The 14396-nt window shown below is 33.5% G+C and carries 14 protein-coding genes; 6 read left to right on the forward strand and 8 right to left on the reverse strand.

All coding sequences use genetic code 11. The features are described from left to right. Nucleotides 1-212: 212 nt before the first annotated feature. Together ABWU52_RS02565 and ccmC are read right to left on the reverse strand one after the other, a co-directional pair. Nucleotides 213-809 carry a hypothetical protein gene (locus ABWU52_RS02565; protein WP_353277439.1) on the reverse strand — a complete coding sequence of 199 codons (597 nt, stop codon included), beginning with the start codon at nucleotides 807-809 and terminating at the stop codon, nucleotides 213-215. A 339-nt stretch (nucleotides 810-1148) separates the two neighbouring features. After that, complete coding sequence (gene ccmC, locus ABWU52_RS02570) at nucleotides 1149-1859, reverse strand: heme ABC transporter permease CcmC (RefSeq protein ID WP_264375876.1); 711 nt, start codon at nucleotides 1857-1859, stop codon at nucleotides 1149-1151. Nucleotides 1860-2001: 142 nt separating this feature from the next. Here ccmC and ABWU52_RS02575 point away from each other — a divergent pair, with 142 nt between their 5' ends. Both ABWU52_RS02575 and ykgO read left to right on the forward strand, forming a co-directional pair. After that, on the forward strand, nucleotides 2002-2820 hold the full coding sequence (locus ABWU52_RS02575) for a pyruvate, water dikinase regulatory protein (protein ID WP_264375245.1): 819 nt from the start codon (nucleotides 2002-2004) through the stop codon (nucleotides 2818-2820). 69 nt (nucleotides 2821-2889) lie between these two features. Then, nucleotides 2890-3018 carry a type B 50S ribosomal protein L36 gene (gene ykgO / locus ABWU52_RS02580; RefSeq protein ID WP_006015378.1) on the forward strand — a complete coding sequence of 43 codons (129 nt, stop codon included), beginning with the start codon at nucleotides 2890-2892 and terminating at the stop codon, nucleotides 3016-3018. A gap of 220 nt (nucleotides 3019-3238) precedes the next feature. Here the strand turns inward: ykgO and ABWU52_RS02585 are convergent, their stop codons facing one another. Together ABWU52_RS02585 and recG are read right to left on the reverse strand one after the other, a co-directional pair. Continuing rightward, nucleotides 3239-3433 (reverse strand): hypothetical protein, encoded by a 195-nt coding sequence (locus ABWU52_RS02585; protein WP_010402151.1) that lies wholly within the window; start codon nucleotides 3431-3433, stop codon nucleotides 3239-3241. Nucleotides 3434-3760: 327 nt separating this feature from the next. Further along, complete coding sequence (gene recG, locus ABWU52_RS02590) at nucleotides 3761-5800, reverse strand: ATP-dependent DNA helicase RecG (protein WP_353277442.1); 2040 nt, start codon at nucleotides 5798-5800, stop codon at nucleotides 3761-3763. A 144-nt stretch (nucleotides 5801-5944) separates the two neighbouring features. On the opposite strand from recG, the gene ABWU52_RS02595 reads away from it, so the two are divergent. After that, nucleotides 5945-6913, forward strand: coding sequence for a hypothetical protein (locus ABWU52_RS02595; protein ID WP_353277444.1), 969 nt, complete (start codon nucleotides 5945-5947; stop codon nucleotides 6911-6913). A 372-nt stretch (nucleotides 6914-7285) separates the two neighbouring features. On the opposite strand, the gene ABWU52_RS02600 is transcribed toward ABWU52_RS02595, so the two are convergent. Further along, nucleotides 7286-7534 (reverse strand): hypothetical protein, encoded by a 249-nt coding sequence (locus ABWU52_RS02600; RefSeq protein WP_007301923.1) that lies wholly within the window; start codon nucleotides 7532-7534, stop codon nucleotides 7286-7288. A gap of 363 nt (nucleotides 7535-7897) precedes the next feature. On the opposite strand from ABWU52_RS02600, the gene ABWU52_RS02605 reads away from it, so the two are divergent. Beyond that, nucleotides 7898-8452, forward strand: coding sequence for a hypothetical protein (locus ABWU52_RS02605; RefSeq protein ID WP_264704278.1), 555 nt, complete (start codon nucleotides 7898-7900; stop codon nucleotides 8450-8452). Nucleotides 8453-8642: 190 nt separating this feature from the next. On the opposite strand, the gene ABWU52_RS02610 is transcribed toward ABWU52_RS02605, so the two are convergent. Further along, nucleotides 8643-9680 (reverse strand): IS5 family transposase, encoded by a 1038-nt coding sequence (locus tag ABWU52_RS02610; protein WP_353276237.1) that lies wholly within the window; start codon nucleotides 9678-9680, stop codon nucleotides 8643-8645. Between the two features lie 211 nt (nucleotides 9681-9891). Here ABWU52_RS02610 and mtaB point away from each other — a divergent pair, with 211 nt between their 5' ends. Continuing rightward, a complete protein-coding gene (mtaB, locus tag ABWU52_RS02615) occupies nucleotides 9892-11118 on the forward strand; it encodes a tRNA (N(6)-L-threonylcarbamoyladenosine(37)-C(2))-methylthiotransferase MtaB (protein WP_353277446.1) in 1227 nt (408 codons plus the stop codon). A 59-nt stretch (nucleotides 11119-11177) separates the two neighbouring features. After that, complete coding sequence (locus tag ABWU52_RS02620) at nucleotides 11178-12092, forward strand: outer membrane protein (RefSeq protein WP_353277447.1); 915 nt, start codon at nucleotides 11178-11180, stop codon at nucleotides 12090-12092. Nucleotides 12093-12372: 280 nt separating this feature from the next. Here the strand turns inward: ABWU52_RS02620 and secD are convergent, their stop codons facing one another. Then, complete coding sequence (gene secD, locus ABWU52_RS02625) at nucleotides 12373-13887, reverse strand: protein translocase subunit SecD (RefSeq protein WP_353277449.1); 1515 nt, start codon at nucleotides 13885-13887, stop codon at nucleotides 12373-12375. A gap of 184 nt (nucleotides 13888-14071) precedes the next feature. Continuing rightward, nucleotides 14072-14356: a hypothetical protein gene (locus tag ABWU52_RS02630; protein ID WP_246433229.1), complete on the reverse strand. Its 285-nt coding sequence runs from the start codon at nucleotides 14354-14356 to the stop codon at nucleotides 14072-14074. Nucleotides 14357-14396 lie beyond the last annotated feature (40 nt).

Below are 14396 nucleotides of genomic sequence, written 5' to 3' on the forward strand. Positions count from 1 at the left end.
TAGATAACTTCTATCATAGCTATATACATTTTTCTGAGTTTTTTTGTATTACTTAGGAGGATCATCATGTTTAAAATCATGGATTACGCATATCATTGACATAAATGCCTTAAAAGGACAGATGGTACCTACGTCCTCTTTATATAGATTATGTATTTGTTCAGATACGACTAAATTGTGTCTAGTGTAGAAAAAATTAGACAAATTCAGCCTTATATAGAACCAAATTCAACGGAAGTAGAACTATCCTCATTTCCATAATAGTAAGGATTTGCTTCTTGCGTATTATTAACAGCAGTTTTTAATAGTACTTCCTTATCACTATTCCATGCAACTTTCTCCATAATTGGAATATAATCCTTACACTTTTGATTATCTCCACAATCCTTGATTTTACCATCATCATTTAGATAACGCTTCAATGCATCATAGTATACTTTAGTGTTATTACCCTCTTTATCTATCATTTGTCCTAAGGTATTAACAAGTATCAATGGTGCAACTTGTTTTGCTTTTACAACACTTGTTTCACTGGACTCTCTAAAGAGATTAGGACATGCTCCTCTGGAAAAAAAGCTCTTGTTGAATTCTGGATTACTACGGTAAACGTTCGGGTAACAGAAACTCTTAATCTCTTCTTCTTGACACGCTAACTCTCTTTGATCATCCACACATTTTTCACATTCTATATTACCAAGCCAGGATATTGAATTAAGATCCTCTGTAAAGGCAAATTTAAAATTTACTGCACCATAATTACCATTTGCTCCCTCTTCTATATATTTTGCAATCTTAGGATTGCTGTACATCTCGGGATATAATTCCTTTAGTAAATCAGATGCACTAAAACCTTGACAACCTATCTTATTATCAACTTTATAAAAATGAGAATATGGCCCACAATTTTCATACTTGGAACAATCTGAGGTTACTTTTCGAGATGTAATTTCTCCATTTTCATTCTCTCCTTCATCAGTAACAGGTTCGCCCGTATCAATTTCACCTTCTCTATCGGTAACAGATTTATCTATACCACTTCCTTTTTTACATTCTTCAGCTATTTTTTATACCACTCAGTCTCTGCTGATGATTGCTCTACATTTTAATTTCCGTAGCTGTTCACAACATTACACTCTGGAACTATATACCTAATATCGCATACTGATTTCTCTCTTTATCTTCTGCAAATTAATTAAATGAAGGGCATTAAGTATCCACACTACTAAAAAAAGTGTGGTACAAAATATAAACATTGCAATGAGTGGCAGCAGTAAAGAACCTTCTATTGCTACTCCACCTTTTCTAAAAATACTTGCTGGCTGATGAAGAGTAGACCATAAATTCACAGAAAATTTTACTATGGGAATATTTATAGCACTAAAAATGGCAAATACTGCTGATGATTTCTCTGCTCTTGCTTGATTATCAAAAGCGCTCCACAATGAAAGATAACCAACATACAGAAAAAACAAAATCAGCATTGAAGTAAGCCTTGCATCCCATACCCACCAAGTACCCCATGTTCCTTTTCCCCAGATGCTACCTGTGATTAAGCATATTGCCGAAAAGACTGTCCCTGCAGGAGCAGCGGCATGTGCTAAGACACTAGCAACACTATTGTTCCATACCAACGAAATGAAACTGAGTGATGCAATGAGTCCGTATATTCCAAGAGCAAGCCATGCAGAAGGCACATGAAGATACATAATTCGTACAATTTCTCCTTGTTTATAATCTCCTGGGGAGAAGAATAATGCCAAGAACATTCCAATTAAAAAACATGCGAAACAAATAACCCCAAGCCAAGGTAGAGCTTTTTTAGCAAAAGAAGTGAAATTTGTAGGCTTTAATAAAAACATTCATTTTGAGAATAATTGTGTTAAGAATTTATCAATTAGTTTGAGTTTTATCAACAAGATAGTTTTTCTATATTTACGTAGTATAATAAATTAGCACAATTTCAGTAGCAGATTGCTTGCTATTATTTTTATTATAACGTTGATGACCCTTAAAAAGCTTAACCTACACTTAGTGTCAGATTCAAGTGGTGAAACTGTTATATCAGTTGCAAAATCAGCTCTGAAACACTTTCGTTCTGTAGAAACGATCGAATATGTTTGGTCTTTCGTAAAAGGAGAAGAGCAGATTGACAAAATTTTAGAGGAAATTAATAGAAAAAGTGATGAGCATAATTTTGTTATATGCACTATTACTAATGATGAGCTAAGAAAATATCTAAAAAATAATTGTATAAAGCTAAAAATTCCTTACAGAGCGATATTATCACACATTATTAGGGAAATCTCATCCTATCTTGAAATTGAAAAAGACGAAAAACTTGACTTACATGCTGAAATAAATAACGAATATTTTCAGCGCATTGAGGCAATAAACTATACCATTAATCATGATGATGGACAAAATATTCAAGATATTGATAAAGCCGATATAATTTTGGTTGGAGTTTCACGCACATCAAAATCTCCCACCAGTATGTATTTAGCTTACCGAGGCTATAAAGTTGCAAATGTTCCTTTTGTTAGCGAGATACCCTTTTACGTCGACTTAGCAAAATTAAAAAATAAACTGACTATAGGAGTAACAATAGACGTAAGAAGGCTAATAGAAATACGCAAAAATAGACTGACTTCAATTAATAATGAAGGTAATAATATATATGCTGACCCTAGAAAAGTAGAAAAGGAAATTAAAGAAGCAGAGGAGTTCTTTAAGCAAAATAACTGGCCAATTATTGATGTCACGCAAAGGTCAATCGAAGAAGTATCAGCAACAATTATACAGTATTTTAATAAAATGTGAAAAATTTATCAATTGACTAACTCTCTGTCAGTGATCATAATGTAAGGTAATTCTATTCTTACTGTAGATATGAAAGTTAAAGGGTCACTAAAATCTCATCGTAACAGAGATAAAAATTGTAAAGTTGTGAAAAGGGGTGGTAAGGTTTATATTATAAATAAGGTAAAGCCAAGATGTAAAGCGCGTCAAGGTTCTTAGCTTTTTGTTTTCCTTTTTATGTCATATGTTTTTCATATGGAAGCATGGTTAGAAAGAAACAAAAATTGTTGTATTTAACCATAGCACTGCCCATTTCTTCTCTTACATTATATTTTGGTATTAACATGATTACAGGCAGACGTGGCTTGTTAACATTAATTAACTTAAAAAAAAGAAATTAATTACGTGCGTCAACAAGTCCATGAATTTTAGTTCCACCCTAAGCCCTCTTGAGCTTGAGAATTTTTTCTATATATAGGCTGAGCATGAATGACATCTGATCATCAATTATGCAAATCTGGATCTTGTTGTGCATACTTAAGTCATTTTGCCAAAATTCCCTTTTTGCATCACCTTTTAAACCTCTTGTGTATACTTCTGTAATTGTGGTAAATTTTTGATCATTGGCAGCCACTTCTCCACACTGCTTCCATACATATTCTCAACTTCTTCTCGCTTTTACTGTGTATTCCTTTTGTGCTCTTTAAAACGGTACCTTCTATATATATTTATTGTCATTAGGCTAAGTTACCGCTTTTTTTCCATTTTTATACTTCCTGCCCTTGATTAATTTGACCTGCTAACATTTTGTTTACAGGGCCTGCTATTAACTCTGCACAATTTATTCTTATGGTAAAAACTTCTTCTTCACTCTTATTTTTCCTTAACTTGACGCATATGGTTTGTTAAATACTCCCGTCTGTCAAGGAATTTCTACTCATGAAGGTTATGGCTTGGAAGATTACTGAAATTTTGAAAAATGTAGTCTACTTCTATATTCAAATATATCAAGCAGTAATTCAAAATTAGCTATTGTACCTTTTGCACTATTATATGCAAGGTTGAGCAATTCTCTGTCCTCATATAAATCAGCAAATTTAAACTCCATGCACCCTGATTGTTTTGTGCCTAGAATATCTCCGCTACCCCTCAGCATCATATCCTTTTCAGCAATATAAAATCCATCTTGTGACTCACACATAATCTTTAACTTTGAATACGAACTTTTACTGAGATTGTCATATAACAGTACACAAAAAGACGGTTTATTTCCTCGTCCTACTCTACCTCTTAACTGATGTAATTGCGATAACCCGAACTGCTCTGCATTCTCTATAATCATAATAGTTGCATCTGGTACATCTATGCCAACTTCTATCACAGTAGTTGCAACAAGCAGAGAAAATTCATTCCTCTTGAAGGAAAACATCACTTGATCTTTCTGCTCTTGAGTTAGTTTTCCGTGTATTATTCCAACTCTATCAAAAAATGTCTTTTGTAGTTCCTGAAAGCGCATTTCTGCTGCGGCAATATTGAGTTCTTCGTTTTCTTCTATATATGGACAAATCCAATATGCTTTTTCGCCTCTATTTATAGCATCTTTCAGTCTTTGAATAATATCTGATACTTTTTTAACGTTCATAATAACGGTTTTTATTGGCAATCTAGATTTTGGTTTTTCCCTTAAAATAGAACATTCAACATCACCATACATAGCTTGCTGCAAGGTTCTTGGAATGGGAGTTGCAGTAACAAAAAGTATATCGGTATTTTCTCCTTTTCCTACCAACCGATTCCTCTGTATCACTCCAAATCGCTGTTGTTCGTCTATGACTGCGAGTCCTAAATTTTTAAATGTAACGTCGGCTTGAAATAATGCATGAGTACCAATTACTATATTTAAAATACCACTTGCAAGTTCGTTCATAATAATCTTTCTTTCCTTGCGCGCAGTTTTACCGGTAAGCAAAGCAACTTTTATATCAGTACAAGATAGAGCTTCTTCGATCCAATTATAATGTTGCTCAGCCAAGATAGTAGTTGGTGCCATTAGAGCTGCTTGCATGTTATTTTCTACCACATTCAGCATCGCAAAGAGTGCAACTACAGTTTTGCCACTCCCAACGTCACCTTGCAGCAGACTTACCATGCGGTATCTGGATTTTTGTCTTTCTGAGATTTCATCTATCGCTCGAATTTGATCATTTGTTAATTGGAACGGTAATTCATTTAAGACCTGCTCTTTGTATTTACTCAATATTATAAATTCTTTTCCCTCTTTTTTTACATGATTTTCCCTTGCAAGCTTTAGTGCCAACTGGTACGCAAATAGCTCATCATAAGCAAGTCTTTCTCTGCAAACTTCTGCTTCTGCGAGTGAGCTCGGTCCGTGCAATCTTATGATGCTTTCTTTCCAATTCAGCCATTTCTTTTGCTTGATTAATGTTTCATCTATCCACTCTGGCAAATCAGGCAAATCTTTTAGATTAGAACTTATTATGTTTCTAATGCTCTTGTTAGTAATACCGCGACATAATTGGTAAACTGGCTCTATGCAGGCTATTTCTTTAAATAGATTGATATCAGACAACATGTAATCTGGGTGAGTAATTTGCCAATGTTCGGCAAACTTTTCAAGTTTACCACTGATTACTATATCTGTTCCAACTGGAAATAATTTATACAAATATTTAACTGAGTAATTAAAAAAAACTATAAATAAATACTGACTTTCACTTTCAACGATTATTTTATATGGCCTACCTCTAACAGTGGGGCGCTGGTGCTCATACACTTTTGCCATAAAAGTTGTAAATTCTCCCACTTGAGCATCAGGTAGTGATTTACTTCTATCCACATAACTGAGCGGCCTATAAAACAGCAAGTCCATTACTCTGTCTCCGCCGCAAAGTTTAGGCAATATTGCGGAATGAAACCTTGGTATATTCTCAATTTTACTATTTAGAAAAGTCAGCACACTTGACTGCTCATCAACATTCATACTGTGTAAAACCGTTTATTCATAATAGAGCCTTACTAAAATCCTGTCACCCTATTATGACTGTCTATGTTAAGTATATTATTGACATATTAACTATTTTTATGTATTATTATACTATCAGCAATTCATATCAAAGTATTAACAATGAACAACTCTATACAGGAAAAAAAGGGAAATCCAGTAGTTACGCTAAAGGCTCAAGCGGAAAAGTTTGATTTTAGCAGGTTAAGGGCTGACAAAAACAACAAGTTAGCAACTACTGGAAAACAGATGTATGACGATTTTCGAAGAATGAGGTTTGTTATTAACAGCAAAAGTCTAGACGAAATTTTAATTGGTGCATTGATAGATGGAGTAGATCAACATAATTTTGATGAAGTTTGGGATAGACATTATAAAAAGCAAGAGATACCTGGCAATAAAAAAACCGACCAATATAAAGAGGAGTTTGAAAGGTTTTACAATCTAGGTAAAGGGTACACTCATCTATTACCAAAAAAAGGAGATAAAAACAATAATTATCGCCTAATTGCAAAAGAAGTTTTCAGGGAAATGTTCAAATATGCTGCAGCAAAAGTTCCAAGTGATCCTATTTTGGAAGAGTTAATCACCAGTTGTAACCAACTTGGTTATGATGGTAATTTATCTTTTCATGTTGATACACCTGAGTTGGCAAGCCACAACCTCGTAACTGGGGTTCTCAAGAAAACAATAAATATTAATTGCACTGAATCAAGTTATACAAAAATTGAATCTAAAATGTCTATATCTGTATTAGACCCTAACAAGACAAAGGAATATGAAAACTCAAAAGATGCAGCTATAGCTACTATACAAAGTTCAATCAAATTCACACTTCAGTATCAAGATGGGAAAGATGATGTAGTATATCAAGATGGCAAATTGTCACTTACTGTACCTCGAAAATTGAGAGATTATAAAACTGATGGCATAAGTTTATTTGATATTATTAAAGAATATTTCTATAAATTCTGCGAGAAGTTAGGGTTCAAGTTTGAAGTAGAAATAGAGCATGATTTAGGTGATCCGATGAGCTACCTCGAAGAGGTAGCTCTGCCCATTCATAGCAATGAACACGAAAATACACCCTAAAACTAACAATTAAAATATCTCAAGTTCTGTTAGCTTATTTGCATAGTCAGTTGTACTAGACGCAACTTAATCTGACAGAAAAACTAATATCAATCTCTATGTTTGATGCTACTAATATTTTTCTAAAAAGCAATATGCTTGCTATCAAGAAAAGTCTGCATAGCAATATTTACCTAAATGAGGCCTTGTCTCAATTCCTAAATATAGCTGTGATTTTCTGGTTTATCATAGCCCATATCAGTCGAAATGCGCGATAATAGCACCATCAAAGAAAGGTATATTAAAAAGATTAGCGGCAGTAATTGCAGTTTTGTCTGTTTGCCATAGCAACTCTTGAGCAGGTATCAATAATAATGATAATCTATATATCTGCTATAAAACCTCGAGATCCGTAGAATAGGGCTGACTAAGGTTCTCATACATTCCTGTATGCTGAGAACATAAAAGCTCTTTTGATTCTATTCCTAAATCCTCAAGTATTTGCTCCTGTTCAGCTATAAGTTCTAATAGCCCTGTTCCACTTTCACTTACTTCACTTCGTTCAAGACACATAAGTTCTGTTAACTCTGCTATGTCTTCTCTAGAAAGCTGATTTTTTTCAGAAAAAGTTGCTTCACTCATATGGTCCTCTTTTTGATATAAAGAGTATCTTATACAAGAGAATAACTAAAATAATCTAAACTCTTGTGTCATATTTGTAGCTTGGTGTAGTTATATGGTACATTTCAGATAAGAGTACTGATTATCTAATTGTAGGAGAAGACCTAGTCAAAATATAAAAAAGCAGTGGAATTGGGGGTGGTAAATTCAGAAGTGTCTGAATAACTGTGTGAACTAAGTTCGGAGGAGAATAGTATCAAGAAAGGAGAAAATTATATGGTCTTACCTTTATTGATGTATTAATTGAGAAGAGTTCTTCAAAGTTAATGTTTTGTTAGTTGTTTCATACTGAAATAGGCATATATAAATAATTAAGAGAATGTTATGCGGTCTAATTCTAATTCACTTAATAAATACGGATATGTATCTGATGCAAATGGATTGTCTCACCAAGAAATGGGAATGTATGATGATTTAGGAAGATATGAAGTTGCTGATGAAGATATGATGTACCAAAAAAACTATGGTATTATTGGTGATAGTTTAAAAAAAATAACAAATCTGACTGGAGATACAGCAAAGAGTATAGCAGATTACCTTATTAAACCTGTTAGTGATCAGGTTGCAAAGCAAATCGTTGTTCCATTAGGAACGGAGATTATAAGTAAAATTGTCGTACCTATTACAAAGAAAGTTGCAGAACAAAATCAAGACATGATAAAAGAGCTAACAGATAAACTCATGGTTCGCGTGGAAGATTTTGCTCGGTTACAAATAGAAAAATTAAAAGAAGACGTAAAGCAAGAGATAACATCAATACCAGGTAAAGTTTTAGAGAAGATAAAACCTTCTTCATGGCTTCCATGGAAAGCAGAAAGTTTGGATGAAGCTTATTCTGACACTTATGTACCAAATGATATAGATGAATTTGCATGGTAGAGCTTCAAGGTTTAGCAAAATGTTTTTTGGTTTATATTCGCTTGAGGTTAACATCATTGGCATTAAGCTTTTTTTATGGAATATAATAGATTTCTTGCATAACCAGCCAGCTTGGTATCCAATAAGAAAATCTTGATTCCAGCGGGCTTTGTTGCATCACTCTTCGGATAGTAGGTAACGTGGAATAAATTCATGAAGCTATCTCAAATTTAGCCATGCCTATATCAGTAAATTTGTTAAGCAAATAACACTTGAGTAGCAGTTCTCTCTCACGATTAACCTCAGATTTGTTTCTAAAACTAAACCCAAATGTTTGCTTCAGTCGCGAGAAAAAACTTTCTATATAAGATCTCTTCCCATAATTTATCTCTTTTTTCCACCTCTTCATACCATCTTCATCATATGACTTTATGAGCTTGATTGTAGAATTTCTCTCATCCATATAATCCAACTTTGGATGCTCTACTGCATTATTTTGCGGAGGAATCCTTGTCTTTATGTCAAGCTCATCGCACAGTTTGTATAACTTCTTTCGATTATATGCCCTGTCTGCATATAGTGTGCTTATATTATATTTAACATCAATCCTTGCAATAAGATCACATGCTCCATAGTGGTCAGAATAAACTCCGCCACTGTATTTTGCTGCTATAACTTTTTTGCTACCTATCTCTAGCATTACATGCAGTTTTCTTGTTTGCTCATAGCGGCGATACTTTCTATCTGTACCATTTGCCTTGCTATGACCTGGAATATTATTGTAGATGCTTATTCCAGTACTATCTATGGCAATCTCAATATCTTCTGTATTATTTTTATCATGTCTTCGATCATTAATTTTGATGTTAAGTTTTTTAAGCCTTCTTGAGGCCTGGGAATAGCTAATAACTTGCAAGTTTTTCCTTACTTGCTCAAGGTACCCTGCTATAAATCCCGCTGTTTGTCTCAGACCTATTCTAAATAAACAAGTTATTATGTGAACCAGAATCACGACCTTATCGCTATAAATATAGTTGCCACCAGCCATTTTTGGACCTTTTTCGTACCAATTTTCTATGGCATCATTGACGTAATAAAAAATATTTCCCCTCTCTTGGAGAAATTTGTTATATTCATGGCAGTTACTGACTCTCATTTTTTGTGGCATATTTTTCTTTAGTAGGTTAAATGCTTGTCTTATAGTGAATTTTGTCAGTAACTGCCAGTTCTTTTTATTTGACCTATGCAACAAAGCCATTCCAGCGTCACGCGCTGGAACTCTTTGAATTCCAGTTATGCAAGAAATCTAATACCAAAATGTTAAATGATCTTACTGTATATCTACAAATTCTTCCTGTGATTTTCAACTCTAGAGGTTATGTTTAAATTATAATATCTACCAAAAAAATAGTCATTTTGCTTGGATATTTGATATAATTTAGATCTATTAAAGCAAAAGCATGAATGAAGTAATAACATTTGGTTGTCGTCTAAATTTCTACGAGAGTGAGTTAATCAAAGAAGCATTAAAAAAAGCAAAGAGAGAAAATGTTGTTGTAGTGCATAGCTGTGCAGTGACAAACGAAGCAGAACGCCAAGTGAAGCAAAAAATACGTAAGATCTATAAAAACGACCCAAGTAAAGAAATTATCGTAGTTGGCTGTGCCGTTCAATTAGATCCTAAATCATATAGTGATATTCCTGGTGTAAGTAAAGTGCTAGGTAATCAAGACAAGCTAAGAGCTGAAAATTATCTACTAAATAATGATGAAATCTTAGTCAGTGATAACCAAGTAGAACCTATTCTCATTAATGGATTTGAAGATAAATCAAGGGCATTTATTGAAATTCAAAATGGTTGTAATCATAGTTGTACATTTTGCTCAATTACTGAGGCAAGAGGAAATAATCGATCTGTGCCAGTAAACAATATTATAGAGCAAATTAAGATTTTTATAGAAAATGGGTATCAAGAAGTGATGTTTACAGGTGTTGATATTACTGACTTTGGTACAGATTTGTTTGGTAAGCAATCACTCAGTTCAATGATTAGAAGAGTTTTAAAGGATATACCACAGTTAAAGAGACTAAGACTTTCCTCTATTGATGTTGCTGAAGTTGATGATGAACTAATGGATTTAATAGCTAATGAGTCAAGACTTATGCCTCACTTACACTTGAGTCTACAGTCTGGTAATAATTTAATACTAAAGAGAATGAAACGTCGTCACAACAGAGAACAAGTAATAGAATTTTGTCATAAAATGAAGAGCTTGAGGCCTAATATAGCATTTGGCGCTGATATTATTGCTGGATTTCCAACAGAAACTGATGAAATGTTTCAGGATACAGTTGATTTACTGAAAAAAACAAATATAGTTTACCTACATGCTTTTCCATATTCAGAGCGGAAAAACACACCTGCTGCACGGATGCCACAAATACCAGAGAATGTACGTAAAGAACGAGTAAAGCATCTAAGAGAAATAAATAAAGAAATGATGAGCAGTTTTTATCAATCTTTGCTCGGCACTGAGCAAAGCGTTTTGGTTGAGCAGAATAATATTGGTAGAACAGAAAATTTTGCATTAATAAAACTTACATCAAGAGTTCAAGCTAAAAGTATTGTGAAAGCTCATGTTAAAGGAATAGAAAATAATTGTTTAATTGGAAATATTATTTCTTAATTTTTGTACATTAAAGGAATATATGATATAGTAGTTATACTATAAGTGATAATTCATTTATGATAATTAGAATATCTATTGCTTTATTTTTCATCTTCATTCCGTGTGTCTATTTTTTTATTACTTATATCAGTAACAATACACACATTGAGCAAGTGCAGCCCTTAAAATTAGAAACGGACAATAATGAAAGTGTGATACATTCTGAAGAAGTTACTGAAAAAGAAGTGCCAATAAAATGTCAAGAACTTGAAAGTAGTTCACCTTCTGTTTTCCAAGTAGCTAATCAGAAAAATATGTGGCCAAGTATTGCAGATCAAGCTGAACCTACAAAGGAAAAATCAAAAAAACTTGATTTCTATGTTAGTGCTAATGGTGGTAAGATATATTCTGATAGCTCAGAAGTATTTGTGCAGGGTATACGTGCAATAGGAAAAAGAGTTCTTGCTTTAGCTGAGGGCCGTTATGGTGGTTTTCTTTTAGACCTATTCTTAGGAGATGAAATTAAAAACATAAAAAAATTTAACGGTAAAATTGATTTTCAGTGGCTTAGCAGCATATCTGTAGGTTACTATGCTGGAGAAAATGGCCGAGTTGATTTTGAGACCATGTATTCTAAAGTCAATATTGAAGATAGTAACTCTCCTCCGGTATTTGATAAATCAGCAAGTGTATCTGCATTCTTATTAAATTTTTACTATAACCCTAATGTTCAAAATACTCAATTTGCTCCGTATATTGGTCTTGGTATAGGATCAACAGTTTTTAGATTAAAAAGGATTGATAAATCATCTAAAAATTTAATGCCACTGAATGTTCCTTGGCTTGTTTATCAAATAAAGCTTGGTGTTGATTACTCAGTAATTCCAGAAGTTAAAACCTTTCTTGGCTATCGTTACTTTAATATTCCAACACCTATTGCAGATGATATATCCACTCATAATATTGAAGTTGGTTTGATGTTTAATTTTTAGTAATAATATCTTTTCAATTCTAATATCCTGATTTCCATCCAGAAATTTGATAAATCTATCCATATCTTTAATCTTATGGCCGTATCCTTTGTGATAGCCTGAAGATGGTTTCTGTTTCTTTTTTCCTTTTCCTCCACAAAATATATTGGTTTTATGCTCACTAAATTGGTAAGCATGTTACAACGTTTTTGACGACGAAAAGACTGGATAGCTACTTGCATGACAACCATTTAGTTGTCTTTTCTCGTCTATCTTATTTTGTCACTCTGCTGAACAGATACTAAAGTGCTAGCTTTTGTGGGTTGATGCACAATTCTATCAGAAGTTTTGTGACTATAATTGCAGAAAACATCGAGCATAAAACTCCTATCGATAAAGTGACAGAAAACCCTCTAATTGCTCCGCTACCAATAATGAACATTATTCCTGCAGCAATCAGTGTAGTGAGATTTGAATCAAGAATTGTTTTTATTGCATTTTTAAACCCTTCTTCAATGGCACGAGCTGTTCTTTTTCCTGCTCTTATTTCTTCGCGGATGCGTTCAAATATTAAAACATTTGCATCCACCGACATGCCAACAGTTAGTGCAATTCCAGCAATTCCAGGGAGAGTAAGAGTTGCTTCAAGTAAGGTAAGAATGAGTAGTATAGAGATTACATTAAAAACGAGTGCAACAGACGCTAACAAGCCTAATTTGCCGTAAGTAATGATTATAGATAAACCAACGGCTATGATAGAGATTATTGCTGCAATTTCTCCTGCTTTTATTGACTCTTCTCCAAGGCTTGGACCAATGTTTTTTTCTTCAATTATTTTAAGTGGTGCAGGTAGTGCACCTGATTTTAAAAGTATTGCAAGTTCACTCGCTTGTTTTTCAGTGAAATTACCGCTAATTTCTCCCTCTCCATTTAGAATAGGTTCACGTATTGTTGGTACAGTTAAGACTGTGTTATCTAAAACAATTGCAAAAGGCTTTCCTACATTTTCTTTAGTAATTTTTGCAAATTTTTTGCTTGCTATGCTGTCGAATTTGAAATGTACTGTTGGTTTACCTAAATTGCCAAATCTAACTGATGCGTTAACTAATGAATCACCGCCTATTTCAGTTTTGCGGAATATCGGGTAGGAATTACCCAAAGAATCCTTGAGCATAATCGTAGTGTCATGATCGATATCTTGCATTTTAGCTACATTGGTGTTTGCCAAATGGAAGGCCAGCTTGGCTGTTTTGCCAAGCAGAGATTTTATCTGCTGAGTGTCTTCTACTCCAGGAACTTGGACTAATATCTTATTTTGTCCTTGTTTTTGCACACTTACTTCCTTAGTACCAAGCTTATCTAAGCGTCTTTGAACATTAACTATTGACTCTGAAACTACTTCATTGATTAATGAATTCTTATAATGCGGTTTATATGAAATGAAAATTGCAGTATTTTTTCTACTCAATTCTAAATTTGGGTTTATTTTATGTATTAACGTTGAAACTTTTTTGTAATCATCAATATTATTTAAAGTTACAACCACTTGTTTATCGTTTTTTGCGCTAAATTCAATCTTTTGTGTTAACAGACCTTCTTTTATTTCATCGGTTAGCATGCTTAGTTTCTCTTTGAAGTAAAAATCTAAGTCTACGTTCAGGAGTATAGATGATCCACCTTTCAGGTCGAGCCCTAGATTTATCCTCTTTTTTGAGGTGAGAAACTTATTATCAAAGAAGTTTGGCAGTATTATATATAAAGATAGCAAAAAAATTAGCAATACTGAAAGAGATTTAACTGTGAGCTTGTTTAGCATAAATTTAAACTATACTTAGGTACAGTGTAAACTGAATGGTTGCTAATCACAAGCACCTAAATGAAAAGGTCCGTGAAAGATAAAAAACAAGCCTAGAACCAATATCTCTATAATTGATTTTGTTCTTCTAGAACATCATTTATTGAAGCAGTATAAACACATGTATTAGGTTCAGAGTTGGCTCTCAGATTCTCTGTTTGTTTTGTCTAATTTTGTCAATTGCAAGGTAAGTGCATAAACCAAGTGTTAAGAAAATAACTATGCTAAGTGGTATGTGATTAGCAAGAAATTTATTATAACTTAAATCTTTCCAACCGAGAGGACTAGATAGAGAGGGGTGAGAGGAAAATCTGGGAATTGCTACTACTGCACTTAATGCTGTTAGAATAATAGCGACAGTGGCACCTACAAGAGGTAAAATATTCTTTTTATTAAATCTGCCATTAGAATCTTTTAAAATATCAAACATACATACTCGTCGATTACTAAATGTTCGTGATACTATGCAC

Origin of the sequence: Wolbachia endosymbiont (group B) of Villa cingulata (assembly GCF_964028285.1) — a bacterium.
In the GTDB taxonomy this organism is placed as follows: domain Bacteria; phylum Pseudomonadota; class Alphaproteobacteria; order Rickettsiales; family Anaplasmataceae; genus Wolbachia.

What these genes read in the sequence shown, in the direction of transcription:
- ABWU52_RS02600 (WP_007301923.1), bottom strand. Translation starts at nt 7,534, where the DNA reads ATGAGTGAAGCAACTTTTTCTGAAAAAAATCAGCTTTCTAGAGAAGAC.
- ykgO (WP_006015378.1), top strand. Translation starts at nt 2,890, where the DNA reads ATGAAAGTTAAAGGGTCACTAAAATCTCATCGTAACAGAGATAAAAAT.
- recG (WP_353277442.1), bottom strand. Translation starts at nt 5,800, where the DNA reads ATGAATGTTGATGAGCAGTCAAGTGTGCTGACTTTTCTAAATAGTAAA.
- ABWU52_RS02575 (WP_264375245.1), top strand. Translation starts at nt 2,002, where the DNA reads ATGACCCTTAAAAAGCTTAACCTACACTTAGTGTCAGATTCAAGTGGT.
- ABWU52_RS02630 (WP_246433229.1), bottom strand. Translation starts at nt 14,356, where the DNA reads ATGTTTGATATTTTAAAAGATTCTAATGGCAGATTTAATAAAAAGAAT.
- ccmC (WP_264375876.1), bottom strand. Translation starts at nt 1,859, where the DNA reads ATGTTTTTATTAAAGCCTACAAATTTCACTTCTTTTGCTAAAAAAGCT.
- ABWU52_RS02620 (WP_353277447.1), top strand. Translation starts at nt 11,178, where the DNA reads ATGATAATTAGAATATCTATTGCTTTATTTTTCATCTTCATTCCGTGT.
- ABWU52_RS02565 (WP_353277439.1), bottom strand. Translation starts at nt 809, where the DNA reads ATGTACAGCAATCCTAAGATTGCAAAATATATAGAAGAGGGAGCAAAT.
- ABWU52_RS02595 (WP_353277444.1), top strand. Translation starts at nt 5,945, where the DNA reads ATGAACAACTCTATACAGGAAAAAAAGGGAAATCCAGTAGTTACGCTA.
- secD (WP_353277449.1), bottom strand. Translation starts at nt 13,887, where the DNA reads ATGCTAAACAAGCTCACAGTTAAATCTCTTTCAGTATTGCTAATTTTT.
- mtaB (WP_353277446.1), top strand. Translation starts at nt 9,892, where the DNA reads ATGAATGAAGTAATAACATTTGGTTGTCGTCTAAATTTCTACGAGAGT.
- ABWU52_RS02605 (WP_264704278.1), top strand. Translation starts at nt 7,898, where the DNA reads ATGCGGTCTAATTCTAATTCACTTAATAAATACGGATATGTATCTGAT.